Origin of the sequence: Flavobacterium sp. (genome assembly GCF_040402835.1) — a bacterium.
In the GTDB taxonomy this organism is placed as follows: Bacteria; Bacteroidota; Bacteroidia; order Flavobacteriales; family Flavobacteriaceae; genus Flavobacterium.
The window spans coordinates 14,515-28,230 of record NZ_JBBALW010000031.1 but is presented as its reverse complement, the minus strand read 5'-3'; the positions used below and the strand labels follow the sequence as shown (position 1 = coordinate 28,230).

The following is a 13,716-nucleotide window of genomic DNA, read 5'->3' as shown; positions in this document are numbered from 1 at the left end:
TTTTTTAATACAAATGTATTAACAGGAAGAAGAGAGGTTATTAGACAGTTTGACGACCTGACCGAGTTTACGAATGGCTTCCTACTTCGCAATGACGTTCTAAACTAGGGCGCGCCCAAATGAAACTTTTGATGAAAATAATAGTGCCAATTTTTTACGTTTTTGTGTCTAATTCAAAAAAAAAGCTATCTTTAACCAAACCAAAAACTAATAGTATGCAAGAAAATAGTCCAGAAGATTTTAAGAGAGAATTAGGTTTGTTAGATGGAACGATGCTGGTTGTGGGCTCCATGATTGGCTCGGGGATATTTATTGTGAGCTCGGATATGGTGCGCCAAGTGGGTTCTGCTGGGTGGCTAATTGCGATTTGGGTGCTCACGGCTTTGCTGACTATTGTGGCTGCGGTGAGTTATGGCGAGTTGAGTGCCATGTTTCCCAAAGCGGGCGGTCAGTATGTTTATCTGAAAGAAGCCTACGGAAAATTGATTGGATTTTTATACGGTTGGAGCTTTTTTGCTGTAATTCAAACGGGGACAATTGCTGCCGTGGGTGTGGCATTTTCTAAATTTGCAGCCTATTTATATCCGCCTTTGAGCGAAAAAAATGTTATCTATGAGCTTGGGAATTTTCAACTTCATGCGGCTCAAATCGTCTCTATTGTTACTATTGTTTTACTGACGTACATTAACAGTCGTGGGGTTAAAAACAGTAAAATTATGCAAACGGTTTTGACAATTATCAAGATTTTATCGCTTTTAGGATTGATCATTTTTGGATTTGCCTTGGGCGCAAAAGTCGAGATTTGGAATGCAAACTGGGCGGATGCTTGGGCAACAAAATCGTTTGTGAAAGAGTCTGGGTCTTGGATCCCAATTGGTGGAATGGCATTGGTAACTGCGGTTTCGGCAGCTTTGGTAGGTTCTATTTTTTCGAGTGATGCTTGGAATGGCGTGACTTTTATTGCAGGTGAAATTAAAAATCCAAAGCGAAATGTAGGATTGAGTTTGTTTTTGGGAACGCTAATTGTAAGTGTGATTTATATTTTGGCAAACTTGATGTATTTGGCTGTTGTGCCGCTTCAAGGAATTGCAACTGCCGAATCAGACAGGGTTGCCGTAGTAGCTTCGCAAAGTATTTTTGGGGAAATTGGTACCTTAATCATCGCCGTGATGATTATGATTTCAACTTTTGCGTGCAACAATGGTTTGATAATGGCTGGTGCTCGCGTGTATTATACGATGGCAAAAGACGGATTATTTTTCAAAAAAGCAGCGGTTTTAAATGCATCAAGTGTGCCTTCATGGTCTTTGTGGGCGCAATGTTTTTGGGCTTCTGCCTTGTGTTTAACTGGAAAATACGGTGATTTATTAGACTTTGTAGTGATTATCGTTTTGATTTTTTATATCCTCACTATATATGGAATATTCATCCTTCGCAAGAAAATGCCCGATGCCGAAAGACCTTACAAAGCTTTTGGTTACCCATTTCTACCGATGTTGTATCTTATTATTGCAACCGCAATTTGTGTGGCATTACTATTTACAAAAACGAGTACGTGTGGTTGGGGCGTTTTGATAATGCTAATTGGAATTCCTATTTACTATTTTACGAAAAAGGAAGAGGTTTAAGGTTATTAGTTATTAGTCATTAGTTATTAGTTAAAAGTTATATGTTGTAGAAGTAGCAAAAAATCCGTTTCATTTAAACCGAAACGGATTTTTTGTATCTATCAACTATCAACCAACAACCATCATAGACCACTAATAATAAGTAAATCGTCTTACTTTAGCAATATATTTTGCCAATCGAATTACTTGGTGGCTGTAGCCGTATTCATTGTCATACCAAATGTAAAGCACGATATTTTTTCCATCTGCTGAAACAATTGTAGCATTGCTATCATAAATTGATGGTGCTGATGTCCCTACAATATCAGAAGAAACCAACTCATTATTTAACGAATATTTTATCTGTTCTACCAATTCACCTTCCAATGCATATTTTTTCATTATAGCATTAATCTTGGCAATAGAAGTTGCTTTTTTGATTTCTAAATTCAAAATTACCAATGAGCCATTTGGAACAGGAACGCGAATGGCGTTGGAAGTTAATTTTCCTGCAAGGCTTGGTAATGCTTTTGCAACAGCAGTTCCAGCGCCCGTTTCTGTGATTACCATATTCAAAGCTGCGGCTCTTCCACGACGGTATTTTTTGTGCATATTATCCACTAAATTCTGGTCGTTGGTATAGGCGTGAATGGTTTCTAAATGTCCTTTTACAACTCCTAACGTATCTTCAACGACTTTTAAAATTGGTGTAATTGCGTTGGTGGTACACGATGCGGCAGAGAAAATATCAATTTCGTCTGGATTGTATTCGTTTTGATTTACGCCGTGAACAATGTTTGGAACACCTTTTCCAGGAGCTGTCAACAAAACTTTGTGCGCTCCTTTTGAAGATAAATGACGACGAAGTGCTTCTTCAGTTGTAAATGCACCCGTGTTATCAATGATTAAAGCGTCATTAATTCCATATTTTGTGTAATCAATTTCTTCAGGGCCATTTGCCGTAATTACGTGAACGGTTGTTCCGTTAATTATCAAGGCGTTGTTTTTTACATCGGCAACGACTGAACCCATAAAATCTCCGTGAATAGAGTCATAACGCAATAAAGAAGCTCTTTTTTCAAGAGAAACAGCGTCGTTTTTATCACGAGTTACAATAGCTCTCAATCGCAATTGTTCACCTTTTCCCATTTTCGACATTAATTCTCTTGCTAACAAACGACCAATTCTTCCGAAACCATATAAAACGACATCTTTGGAACTTATTTCTTCTGAATTTTTAGCATTTTTTAATTTGTCGATAACAAATGCTTTCGCATTATTTGATTTATTTTCTTTGGAATGGTATTCGAATGTTAGTTTTCCAATATCTAATTTTGACGGTGGTAAATCCAATGATAAAATGGCTTTTGCAATTTCTACAGAGTCAAAAATGGAAATTGGTTTGCCAACAAATTCTCCTGCATATTCATGAAGATTGATAATTTCACTCACGTTTTTATCTATCAATTGATTTCTAAAAAGCACCATTTCGATGGATTTGTCATACCATAAATCACTGATTATTTTGATGAATTCTACGCCTGCTCTTCTTCGATTAGCTTGAAAAGCGACCTCTTTTTCGTATGAAATTGTCATAACTACTTGAATTGAATTGTATTAATTTTTTTGCAAAAGTACCCATTTCAATCGATTTCGTAACTGTTTTTTTTATTATTTTTATAAAAAAAGCCGATTAATTAAAATCGACTTTTGAAAAGTAATTCGTAAGATGACTTTTTTATAATATCAATCGAATTACTTGTCCGTTTACCGTCAACATTTCTATCTGAACGGTTTGATTTTCATCTAAATTTGAAAGTGCTTTTGATACCGTTTCAACGTCAACCGCTTTCACATTTCCAATACTCAAAATAATTCCGCCTTTCAAGTCATTTGCGTAAGCACTTAATTTTTCATTGTTAATATCTTTGATTTTTACACCATAATTAATTCTGTATTTTTTCTTGTCAGAAGCATTAATATTTTCCAAATCCAAACCTTTGAATTGCGTACTTATGACATCACTTTTCGATAAAGTAACGGGAACAGTCATTGTTTTTTCATTTCTAATAAAGGTAACTTGAACCTTGTCATTTGGTCTTTTGGTGCTGATGTAGCCGTTTAATTCTGCAAAAGACGAGATTTTTTGTGCATCTAATTGTACGATAATATCACCTTTAGTCAATCCTGATTTTTCAGCACCAGAATTTTTATTAACTCTTTTTATATAAAAACCTTCTGTTTCTTTCACACCCAATTCTTTAGAAGCCGAACTGTTTAATTCGCCACCTTCAACACCAAGAATTCCTCGTTGAACATTACCAAATTCCATAATGTCTTCAATTATTTTGCGAGTAATATTCGATGGAATGGCAAATGAATACCCAACATAAGAGCCTGTTTGAGATGAAATCATCGTATTAATTCCGATTAATTCTCCACGGGTATTTACCAAAGCTCCACCACTATTTCCGGGATTTACAGCGGCATCAGTTTGTATAAAGGACTGAATACCAGTAGTATCCAAATTTCTAGCTTTTGCCGAAACAATCCCCGCTGTAACCGTTGAAGTAAGATTATATGGATTTCCAACTGCTAAAACCCATTCTCCCACTTTCACAACGTCTGAATCTGCAAAAGTAGAATAGGGTAATTTATCTTCGGTGTCAATTTTCAGTAAAGCAATGTCCATTTTAGAATCGGTTCCAACCAATTTTGCTTTGAACGATTTTTTATTATTTAGTGTAATTTCTATTTCTGATGCGTCTTTTACCACGTGATTATTAGTCACAATATAACCGTCCTCAGAAATAATTACACCCGAACCAGTGCCAATTTGTTCTTGTTGTTGTGCGCCTTTATAGCCATAAAAAAACTCCATCATTGGATTTGAAATGGAAGTATAAGAAACATTTTTCACGTGAACTACCGTGTGTACTGCTTTTTCGGCAGCTTCAGTAAAATCGACAGCTTCGGATGACAATCCAATGGTTTTTTCGTAATTATTTGGAGCAAGCGTAACAATCGAATTTCTATCTTTAGAAAAATAGCCGTTACTATCAAATAATAATTTGTAGGCTCCAAGAGTTGTAACACCGCTCAACAATGCTACTAAAAATAGATTTGTGAAATTTTTCATAGTAAATTATTTTCTTTTGAGTAAAATTAAAAAAGTATTAGTTTCAAAAAAAAGAGTTTAACGCCCGTTTAACAATGATTAACTTTTCATTAATAGTTTGTACTTTTGTAGTAATGCAATTAAATATGGAAATCAACTTTTATAAATACGAAGGAACGGGCAACGATTTTGTGATGATTGATAATCGGAACGAGATTTTTCCAAAAGACAACATCAAACTGATTGCGCATTTGTGTGACAGACGATTTGGCATTGGTGGCGACGGTTTGATTTTATTAGAAAATGATGCCAATTCCGATTTCAAAATGGTCTATTTTAATTCCGATGGAAATCAAAGTACGATGTGTGGAAATGGAGGAAGATGTTTGATAGCTTTCGCCAATAAGTTACAGATTATTGATAAATCAGCAACTTTTATGGCAATTGACGGGATGCATTATGGTACAATTTCTGAAAACGGAAATGTTTCTTTGCAAATGAAAAACGTAGATTCGGTAAACAATTCAAAGGATTATATTTTTTTAGATACGGGTTCACCACATCATGTTCAATTGGTTTCTGATTTAATTCATCTGAATTTAAAAGAAAAAGGAGCTGCAATTCGTTACGGTGATTTGTATGGAAATGCTGGAGCTAATGTGAATTTTGTAGAGCAAATAAATTCAGATACTTTTTCGATTCGAACCTACGAAAGGGGAGTGGAAGATGAAACATTATCTTGTGGAACTGGTGCTACCGCTGTTGCAATTGCAATGAAATTCATCGGAAAAACAACTTCAAATGGAATTAAAATTAATGTTGGAGGAGGAAAACTAGAAGTTTTTTTCGATAATAATGATGGGAAATTCACGAATGTTTTTCTAAAAGGACCTGCAACATTTGTCTTTGAAGGAAAAATTAATATTTAAATTACAACTCAATTGATAACTTTAAAAGGGAAAAATGTCTATTTGCGAGCGCTCGAACCAAACGATTTAGAGTTTGTTTATGCGGTTGAAAATGATGAATCAGTTTGGGAAGTGAGTCACACACAAACGCCCTACAGTAGGTTTTTGATTCGTCAATATCTTGAAAATGCCAATCAGGATATTTATGAAGCCAAGCAATTGCGTTTGTCAATTTGTACTTTTGATGATGATTGCGCCATTGGTTTGATAGATATTTTTGAATTTGATCCAAAAAATAATCGTGCAGGAATAGGGATTCTCATAAAAGATAATGAAAATAGAAGTCAAGGTTTTGGTTCTGAAGCATTAGAATTATTGATACAATATACTTTTGTGCATTTGAACTTACATCAATTGTTTGCAAATATTTCTACAGAAAATGAAGCAAGTTTAAGTCTTTTTACTAAATTTGGTTTCCAGAATATTGGAACAAAAAAAGAATGGAATTTGGTGAATGGAAAATACAAAGACGAGACTTTATTCCAATTAATAAATAATCAATTTTAAATTATACGTTTTGAATTTAAAAAAAATAATATCAATAGTTTCAGTTGTTTTGATAGCTGCATTATTAATTTACGGTATCAAATTGTACAGAGATATATTTTCAGAAAATACGAAATTTAACGAAAACGAATTTTTTGTTCCTATTCCATCGGATGCGACTTATGACGATGTGAAAAAAATAATCAGTCCATTTATTGAAAATATGGAACGTTTTGAAATGGTAGCATCCAAAAGATCGTACATTGATAATGTGAAATCGGGTCGTTTTTTATTCAAAAAAGGAATGAATAGCTTTGAATTGGTTTCTACTTTGCGTCAAAATGTTCCTGTAAAATTAGCATTTAATAATCAAGAGCGTTTGGAAAATGTTGTTGGAAGAGTTGGTTCTCAAATTGAAGCGGACAGTATTTCATTGATGAAAATATTCAAAGATTCTACTTTCTTGAAAGAAAATGGTTTTACGGAAGATAATGTTATAAGTATTTGTTTGCCAAACACGTATGAGTTATATTGGAACACCAAAGCGGATAAATTCCGTGATAAAATGATTAAAGAATACCGCAAATTTTGGAATACAGAAAGAACTTCAAAAGCGTTAAAGTTAGGATTAACGCCAGTTCAAGTGATGACTTTGGCTTCAATTGTGCATAAAGAAACCGTAAAAAAAAACGAAAGACCAAGAGTTGCCCGTGTTTATTTGAATCGATTAAAGTTGGGAATGCCACTTCAAGCCGATCCAACCGTTATTTTTGCTAAGAAAAAGCAATTGTCAAATTTTGACACGATTATCAAAAGAGTCTATTTCAATGATTTAAAAATTAATTCCCCTTACAATACCTATTTCTACTTAGGATTGCCCCCCGGGCCAATAGCTATGCCTGACATAACAGCCATTGAAGCTGTATTAAATCCAGAAAAAAATAATTATATTTATTTTTGTGCCAGTGTTTCAAAATTTGGTTATCACGAATTCGCATCGGATTTAAACCAACATGCCGCAAACAGAAAAAAATATGTGGAATGGTTGGACCAGCAAATCGCTAAAAAGTAATTTTTTTAACTTCAAATTATTTTCAAAAAATTTTTCATTAAATGCTATCTATATAATTTTAACTGCTTGATAATCAGTTTTATTATTTTTTATGTATATTTGTATTGTAGAAATTTCTTAAATAGTACTGTTTCTTAATTTAAAATCATCTTATGATTTATTAATTTAAAATACAGTATTGATGTTTTATAAACCCAAAAGCTAATTAGTATTAGTTGTTTATAATTAGAAACATCGTTAAGAAGAAAACTAATATATGTTAAAGAAATTCTTTTTTTATGCTTGTTTGGTCGGTATTGTAGCTTTTATTAGCTCAGGTTTTAAATCCATAAAATTTGAAAAATACGACTGGTTTCACCTCGATGCTAATGATATGACTTATTATTCATTGCCTTCCTTGAGACACAATGATTACATTAATAGAAAAGTTCCATTTACAGGAAAGTTTTTTATAGGTTACAAAGAAGCGATTGCCTTCAAAGAATCCCAAGGGAAATACAAAAAAATTAACGGAATTGGTTATATGGGAAAGTATCAATTTGGTGCTGAAACCCTAAAAACTATTGGTATTTTTGACAGTTTAACTTTTTTAAACAGTCCTAAAATGCAAGAAAAAGCATTCGTTGCCCTACTTGCTAAAAATAAATGGGAGTTAAAAGACGAGATTGTACAATATGATGGTGAAATTGTTGGCGGTGTTCGTGTTACCGAGTCTGGAATACTTGCTGCTGCCCATTTAGGTGGTGTAGGTTCTGTAAAGCGATTTCTTAAATCAAATGGAACTCGGAAATGTAGGGATGAAAATGGAGCTTCGGTAAAATCATATATGAAAGATTTTGGTGGTTATGAAACTACTGGAATTAAAGCCAATAAAAAGGCTAAAGTAAAATAGTTTAAATCAGAAACCACTTTAATAACGTGTTTTTTTTGGCTTACATTTTATGAATGATGAATATTGTTGGGCGATTATGTAAATCAACTTTTTCCTTTTTCCAATTTACAACTCGCATAGTTTTGATATATTCTGTTGGTAATGTAATATCTGCGGCAATACAAAGATGAGTTTCAGGATGCAATGCATTCAAAATATCTTCAAGCATTTTGTTATTTCTATAAGGAGTTTCAATGAAAATTTGTGATTGGTTTTTATCTATTGATAATTTTTCTAGTCCCTTAAGTGCTGCTTTTTTTTCTGATGCATCAATAGGAATATAACCATTAAATGCAAAACTTTGTCCGTTCATTCCAGAAGCCATTATAGCTAATAATATGGAAGAAGGTCCAACTAATGGCACTACTTGAATCCCTTTTTCGTGTGCTAATTTGACAATTACAGCACCAGGATCTGCAACTCCAGGGCAACCAGCCTCTGACATTAGCCCAACATTTTTACCTTCTAAACACGCTTGAATCATTTCAGAATGTTCTGATGTTTGAGTGTGTTTGTTTAATGCACTTAATTTTAATGAGGATTGAACTTTTTCGGGAGATACACTTTTTATGAATTTACGTGCTGTTTTTTCGTTCTCAACAATATAATAATCAATCAATTCAATGCTTCTTTTTATGGTTTGAGGCAAAACATCAAATGGATTTTCAGTTTCCCCTAATGTTGTTGGAATAAGGAATAATTTACCAAAAAGCGACATTGGTTTCATAAAATATCTGTATAATTAAAGAAATAGTAAGTATTTAGAATAGGATTAATTATTTTAAGAATGCTTTTTAATTAGTTTTTTTGCAATGATTTCACAAGTTTCATCAAGCATTTTATAAACTAACTCAAAACCATTTTCATCACCAAAATAGGGGTCTGGTACATCCCTATTTTCATTTGGAAATTGCTCATTCAGAATTAAAACCACTTTGTTTTTTTGGGTATCGTTTTTAGATAATGCGACAACATCACAATAATTACTGGCGTCCATTACATAAATATAATCAAAAACATCTAAGTCAGCTGATTCAATTTGACGACATTTTTGATTTGAAATATCTAAACCGTTTTTTTCTGAAATTGACACAGAACGTAAGTCAGGTTGTTTTCCAATATGCCAATTTTCTGTTCCACAAGAATCAACAATAAAAGTAGCTTTAGGAAGTTTTGACGATAATAATCCTTCTGCAATTGGCGACCGACATATATTTCCTAAACAAACCACTAAAATTCGTATGGGCATTTATAAAGATAATTTTTTATGAATATCTTCCATATATTTTTTGAATTGTTTGTCTGTTGAAACTAAATTATCAACCGTTTTACAGGCGTGCAAAACCGTAGCGTGATCGCGATCTCCAATTTGAGAACCAATATTAGCTAAAGATGCTTTTGTGAACTTTTTTGCAAAAAACATAGCTAATTGTCTAGCTTGAACAACATGACGTTTTCTGGTTTTTGACTGTAAAGTTTCTAAATCTAATTGGAAATAATCCGAAACTGTTTTTTGAATATAATCAATTGAAACTTCACGTTTTACATTTTTAACAAATTTCTCAACAACCTGTTTTGCTAAATCTAAAGTAATATCTTTTTTATTAAATGACGATTGTGCAATCAACGAAATTATTGCTCCCTCTAATTCCCTAACATTCGATTTTATATGCTTGGCCACATATTCGATAATTTCTTCCGGAATTACTACGCCGTCACGGTATAAAATATTTTTCAATATTGAAATTCTTGTTTCGTAATCGGGCTGGTGCAATTCTGCAGAAAGTCCCCATTTGAAACGAGATAACAAACGTTGTTCAATATCTTGCATATCAACCGGTGCCTTATCTGAAGTTAAAATAACCTGTTTCCCGTTTTGGTGTAAATAATTGAAGATATGAAAAAACACATCTTGAGTTCCTGTTTTACCTGATAGAAATTGTACATCATCAATTATGAGAACATCAATTAACTGATAAAAATGTATAAAATCATTTCTGTTATTTTTCTTCACAGAATCTATATATTGTTGCGTGAAAATTTCGGCAGAAATATATAATACTGTTTTTTCAGGATATTTATCTTTGATTTCAACACCAATTGCGTGGGCTAAATGTGTTTTACCCATTCCAACACCACCAAAAATTAATAATGGATTAAATGAAGTGCCTCCTGGTTTATTTGCTACAGCCATACCTGCAGATCGAGCAAGTCTATTGGAATCTCCTTCTAAAAAGTTGTCAAAACTATAATTTGCATTTAACTGCGATTCTATTTTTAAGTTTCTAATACCTGGAATTACAAAAGGATTTTTTAATTCTGGATTTAAGTTTTTAAACTGAGTATCAACTTCTTGAGCTTTCATGGGGCTCCTGTGTGCGCTAGGCAATTGTTCCATAAATGGTTGTTTGTTGCCATAAGTGTTCTCCATTTTGATTTTATAGAGTAACTTTGCATTTTCCCCAAGTTCTTTGGTTAGCGCAACTTTTAATAATTTCACATAGTGTTCTTCTAACCATTCGTAGAAAAATTTACTCGGAACTTGTATATACAGAGCATTATCAGTTAATTCTACTGATTTAATTGGTTCAAACCAAGTTTTGAAAGCTTGATCTTGAATATTGTCTTTAATGAATAAGAGACAATTTTCCCAGACTGATTCCGCAGTTTTGCTCATAGTTATATAAAAGTTAAAGTTTTTTAAATAGTTGCCAAAAAAACAGAAGAGGAATTGATTTTTTCGGAATACAAATATGTGATAATAAATCGTTAAAAAAAAATTATTATTGATGAAAATATTTAAAAATTTTGTCGTATGTAGTAAGTTCTAATTTTCAATAGCATCCTAAATAAATAAAATGCACACACATCAAATTCAAGTTCGCGTTCGTTATTCAGAAACAGACCAAATGGGAGTCGTTTATCACGGTAATTATATTCCTTATTTTGAAATAGGAAGAGTGGAATGGCTAAGAAATAAAGGGGTTTCCTATAAATTAATGGAAGAAAGTGGCGTGGCACTTCCTATTGTTTCTATGAATATAAATTATAAAAAACCTGCTCGTTACGATGAATTATTAACAGTCACTACGTCTTTTAAAAGTCAAACTTCAGTGAAAGTTGAATTTGATTGCGAAATTCATAATGAGAAAAACGAATTGTTAACAACTGCCCATTTTATCTTGGTTTTTGTTGATTTAATAACAGGAAAACCGATTCAACCTCCTCAATATATTAAGGATATTTTGGAGTAATTAAACTATTCACAACGAAATCACAATTTTGTTAGGAAAACTTCAAATAAAGTTTCAAAAATGTCCGTTATTTCTTCGGCATTTTTTTTGCGAGTGGAAATTTCAATTTCACAATTCAATTCCATTTTTTGAGAAATAGCATTTAATTTTTTTTCTTTAATAATTCGCATCACTTTATTCATGTTTTTATAATCAAAAGTAATTTTGAAGCTAACATCAATTGTTTTTTCAATGATTGATGCAGCTTCTAAAGCCATTTGTGCAGTTGTTTTATATGCAGATATTAAACCTCCAACACCTAATTTTGTTCCTCCAAAAAAACGAACAACTACAATTAATATATTCGTAAGTTCAAAAGATTGTATTTGTCCGTAAATCGGCATTCCTGAACTATTGCTCGGTTCTCCATCATCATTGGCTCGAAATTCTATTTTTTCAGTGCCAATTTGATAGGCATAACAAAAATGAAGAGCTCCAAAATGCTTCTTTTTTAATTGCTCTAAATGCATTTTTATTTCTTCTTGGGAACACACCGGAAAGGCATATCCAAAAAATTTACTGTTTTTTTCTTTGAATAAAACTTCTTCGGAAGGATTTGCAATGGTTTTATACGTGTCTTTAATTTCCAAATTGAAATTTAAATTATTTTATTGGCAAATAAATCAATAACATCTTCTACCCCTTTTTGTAAATGCCAAACCTGTAGCCCCAACTTCCTTGCGCTTTCTATATTTTCAAGATTATCATCTACGAACAAAGTGTTTTTGGGTAACAAATTATGCTCTTTGATTACAAATTCAAAAATGGTTGTATCCGGTTTTCTCATACCTAATTTATAAGAAAAATATACTTTTTCAAAACATTGGTAAAAATCTCTGTAAAAAGATATTCCGACTTTGTTTTGAAACTGTTCGATGTGTATGGAATCGGTATTGCTCAATAAATAAAGTTTGTGTTTTTGGGAGACCATTTGAAGAAATTCAAGCCGATACAACGGAAAATCTAATAAAACTGCATTCCAAGCTTCTCGAATTTGATTTATTGAGGCATTGGGAATGTAGTTTTGAAACCCAAGGATGAATTCCGTTTCTGAAATTTTTCCTTTTTCAAAGTCTAAATTCAAGGCGTCTAAATTCGAATTCCATTCTTTTAATCCCAATTTTTTCAACGCCAATGGAGTTGCTTCTTTATCAAGGTTGATAAAAACATCTCCAAAATCAAAAATAATAGTATCAATCATATTTTCGAAAGATTAAAAGTGTATCGTTTTTGATAGTCTTTTTTGTACTATTTATAACATTTAGAACTGGAGCTTTTGTTCCATTTCCTAAATAAATACCTCCTTGAAAAACCCTTGCTTCATCCCAAAGATTAGCATCTATAAAAGATTGTATCGTATGTCTTCCGCCTTCAATAATTACCGATTGAATTTGATTTTCATGTAAAATAGAAACAATTTGTTCGGTACTATTTTTATTAAAATCAATTTTTATATATTTTAAATGCGCTACTTCAGAATGAATTTCTAAACTTGAAAATACAATCGTTTGAGACTGATTATCAAAGATATGACTTTCTTTTGATATTTTATTATTTCTATCGATAACAATTCGAATAGGATTTCCCCCAACCCAATCCCGAACGGTTAAAGTTGGATTGTCGTCAATAACTGTTTGCGTTCCCACAAGAATTGCTTGTCCCTCACTTCGCCATTTATGGACCAATTGACGAGAAAATTCGTTCGTAATCCAAACGGGTTTTTGTTCTGATTTAACCTCGGGACTTATAAATCCATCACGGCTTTCAGCCCATTTTAAAATTATAAAAGGACGCTTTTTTTGATGAAAAGTAAAAAAACGTTTGTTCAGTTCGTTGCATTCATCTTCAATAATTCCCACGGTAACCTTTATCCCTGCTTCAAGTAATTTTTTAACGCCAGTTCCTGCCACTTTGCTATTGGGATCAATAGTTCCAATTACCACATTTGGGATTTTATATTTTACAATTAAATCTGCGCAAGGAGGTGTTTTTCCAAAGTGACTACAAGGTTCTAAACTTACGTAAATGGTAGCGTTTTTCAATAAATCTTTATTTTTCACCGAATTTATTGCAACTACTTCCGCGTGAGCTTCGCCAGATTTTTTGTGCCAGCCTTCGCCAATAATTTCATTTTCATAAACAATAACACAACCCACAAGCGGATTTGGATAGGAAGTTCCTAAACCATTTTTGGCTAATTCGATGCACCGTTTTATATATTTTTCTTGTACCTTCACGCCA

At 32.7% G+C, this 13,716-nt stretch carries 14 protein-coding genes; 6 read left to right on the top strand and 8 right to left on the bottom strand.

What is annotated here, in order from left to right:
* The first annotated feature begins 215 nt into the window (after positions 1-215).
* On the top strand, positions 216-1,628 hold the full coding sequence (locus tag AC9UEH_RS10025) for an APC family permease (protein WP_509531326.1): 1,413 nt from the start codon (positions 216-218) through the stop codon (positions 1,626-1,628).
* Between the two features lie 132 nt (positions 1,629-1,760).
* On the opposite strand, the gene AC9UEH_RS10020 is transcribed toward AC9UEH_RS10025, so the two are convergent.
* Together AC9UEH_RS10020 and AC9UEH_RS10015 are read right to left on the bottom strand one after the other, a co-directional pair.
* The gene (locus AC9UEH_RS10020; protein ID WP_509531324.1) at positions 1,761-3,203 is read right to left on the bottom strand and encodes a glyceraldehyde-3-phosphate dehydrogenase; all 1,443 of its coding nucleotides are present in this window, start codon (positions 3,201-3,203) and stop codon (positions 1,761-1,763) included.
* 142 nt (positions 3,204-3,345) lie between these two features.
* Positions 3,346-4,746 carry a trypsin-like peptidase domain-containing protein gene (locus AC9UEH_RS10015; RefSeq protein ID WP_509531322.1) on the bottom strand — a complete coding sequence of 467 codons (1,401 nt, stop codon included), beginning with the start codon at positions 4,744-4,746 and terminating at the stop codon, positions 3,346-3,348.
* Positions 4,747-4,871: 125 nt separating this feature from the next.
* On the opposite strand from AC9UEH_RS10015, the gene dapF reads away from it, so the two are divergent.
* From dapF to AC9UEH_RS09995, 4 genes are all read left to right on the top strand, one after another.
* The gene (gene dapF / locus AC9UEH_RS10010; protein ID WP_509531334.1) at positions 4,872-5,654 is read left to right on the top strand and encodes a diaminopimelate epimerase; all 783 of its coding nucleotides are present in this window, start codon (positions 4,872-4,874) and stop codon (positions 5,652-5,654) included.
* A 12-nt stretch (positions 5,655-5,666) separates the two neighbouring features.
* Positions 5,667-6,200 (top strand): GNAT family N-acetyltransferase, encoded by a 534-nt coding sequence (locus AC9UEH_RS10005; RefSeq protein WP_509531320.1) that lies wholly within the window; start codon positions 5,667-5,669, stop codon positions 6,198-6,200.
* A gap of 10 nt (positions 6,201-6,210) precedes the next feature.
* Positions 6,211-7,251, top strand: coding sequence for an endolytic transglycosylase MltG (mltG, locus tag AC9UEH_RS10000; RefSeq protein ID WP_509531318.1), 1,041 nt, complete (start codon positions 6,211-6,213; stop codon positions 7,249-7,251).
* 256 nt (positions 7,252-7,507) lie between these two features.
* On the top strand, positions 7,508-8,143 hold the full coding sequence (locus AC9UEH_RS09995; RefSeq protein WP_509531316.1) for a peptidoglycan-binding protein LysM: 636 nt from the start codon (positions 7,508-7,510) through the stop codon (positions 8,141-8,143).
* Positions 8,144-8,183: 40 nt separating this feature from the next.
* On the opposite strand, the gene AC9UEH_RS09990 is transcribed toward AC9UEH_RS09995, so the two are convergent.
* The 3 genes from AC9UEH_RS09990 to dnaA all read right to left on the bottom strand — a co-directional run bounded on the left by AC9UEH_RS09990 (position 8,184) and on the right by dnaA (position 10,859).
* A complete protein-coding gene (locus AC9UEH_RS09990; RefSeq protein WP_509531332.1) occupies positions 8,184-8,900 on the bottom strand; it encodes an SAM-dependent methyltransferase in 717 nt (238 codons plus the stop codon).
* Between the two features lie 63 nt (positions 8,901-8,963).
* Positions 8,964-9,431, bottom strand: coding sequence for a low molecular weight protein-tyrosine-phosphatase (locus AC9UEH_RS09985; RefSeq protein ID WP_509531314.1), 468 nt, complete (start codon positions 9,429-9,431; stop codon positions 8,964-8,966).
* Positions 9,432-10,859 (bottom strand): chromosomal replication initiator protein DnaA, encoded by a 1,428-nt coding sequence (gene dnaA, locus AC9UEH_RS09980; RefSeq protein ID WP_509531312.1) that lies wholly within the window; start codon positions 10,857-10,859, stop codon positions 9,432-9,434.
* A 181-nt stretch (positions 10,860-11,040) separates the two neighbouring features.
* Between dnaA and AC9UEH_RS09975 the strand changes: the two genes are divergently transcribed.
* Positions 11,041-11,436 carry an acyl-CoA thioesterase gene (locus AC9UEH_RS09975; RefSeq protein WP_509531310.1) on the top strand — a complete coding sequence of 132 codons (396 nt, stop codon included), beginning with the start codon at positions 11,041-11,043 and terminating at the stop codon, positions 11,434-11,436.
* Between the two features lie 20 nt (positions 11,437-11,456).
* On the opposite strand, the gene AC9UEH_RS09970 is transcribed toward AC9UEH_RS09975, so the two are convergent.
* Genes AC9UEH_RS09970 through ribD form a run of 3 tightly spaced genes read right to left on the bottom strand, consistent with a single transcriptional unit; the run spans position 11,457 to position 13,712 of the window.
* The gene (locus AC9UEH_RS09970; protein WP_509531308.1) at positions 11,457-12,065 is read right to left on the bottom strand and encodes an IMPACT family protein; all 609 of its coding nucleotides are present in this window, start codon (positions 12,063-12,065) and stop codon (positions 11,457-11,459) included.
* An 8-nt stretch (positions 12,066-12,073) separates the two neighbouring features.
* A complete protein-coding gene (locus AC9UEH_RS09965; protein ID WP_509531306.1) occupies positions 12,074-12,676 on the bottom strand; it encodes an HAD family hydrolase in 603 nt (200 codons plus the stop codon).
* Entirely contained in the window at positions 12,669-13,712 is a 1,044-nt protein-coding gene (gene ribD / locus AC9UEH_RS09960; RefSeq protein ID WP_509531330.1) for a bifunctional diaminohydroxyphosphoribosylaminopyrimidine deaminase/5-amino-6-(5-phosphoribosylamino)uracil reductase RibD, read from the bottom strand. The genes AC9UEH_RS09965 and ribD overlap by 8 nt, the downstream gene beginning before the upstream one ends.
* Positions 13,713-13,716 lie beyond the last annotated feature (4 nt).

Coding starts and splice junctions, on each gene's coding strand:
- AC9UEH_RS10025 (WP_509531326.1), top strand. CDS start 216: ATGCAAGAAAATAGTCCAGAAGATTTTAAGAGAGAATTAGGTTTGTTA.
- AC9UEH_RS10020 (WP_509531324.1), bottom strand. CDS start 3,203: ATGACAATTTCATACGAAAAAGAGGTCGCTTTTCAAGCTAATCGAAGA.
- AC9UEH_RS10015 (WP_509531322.1), bottom strand. CDS start 4,746: ATGAAAAATTTCACAAATCTATTTTTAGTAGCATTGTTGAGCGGTGTT.
- dapF (WP_509531334.1), top strand. CDS start 4,872: ATGGAAATCAACTTTTATAAATACGAAGGAACGGGCAACGATTTTGTG.
- AC9UEH_RS09995 (WP_509531316.1), top strand. CDS start 7,508: ATGTTAAAGAAATTCTTTTTTTATGCTTGTTTGGTCGGTATTGTAGCT.
- AC9UEH_RS09990 (WP_509531332.1), bottom strand. CDS start 8,900: ATGTCGCTTTTTGGTAAATTATTCCTTATTCCAACAACATTAGGGGAA.
- AC9UEH_RS09985 (WP_509531314.1), bottom strand. CDS start 9,431: ATGCCCATACGAATTTTAGTGGTTTGTTTAGGAAATATATGTCGGTCG.
- dnaA (WP_509531312.1), bottom strand. CDS start 10,859: ATGAGCAAAACTGCGGAATCAGTCTGGGAAAATTGTCTCTTATTCATT.
- AC9UEH_RS09975 (WP_509531310.1), top strand. CDS start 11,041: ATGCACACACATCAAATTCAAGTTCGCGTTCGTTATTCAGAAACAGAC.
- AC9UEH_RS09965 (WP_509531306.1), bottom strand. CDS start 12,676: ATGATTGATACTATTATTTTTGATTTTGGAGATGTTTTTATCAACCTT.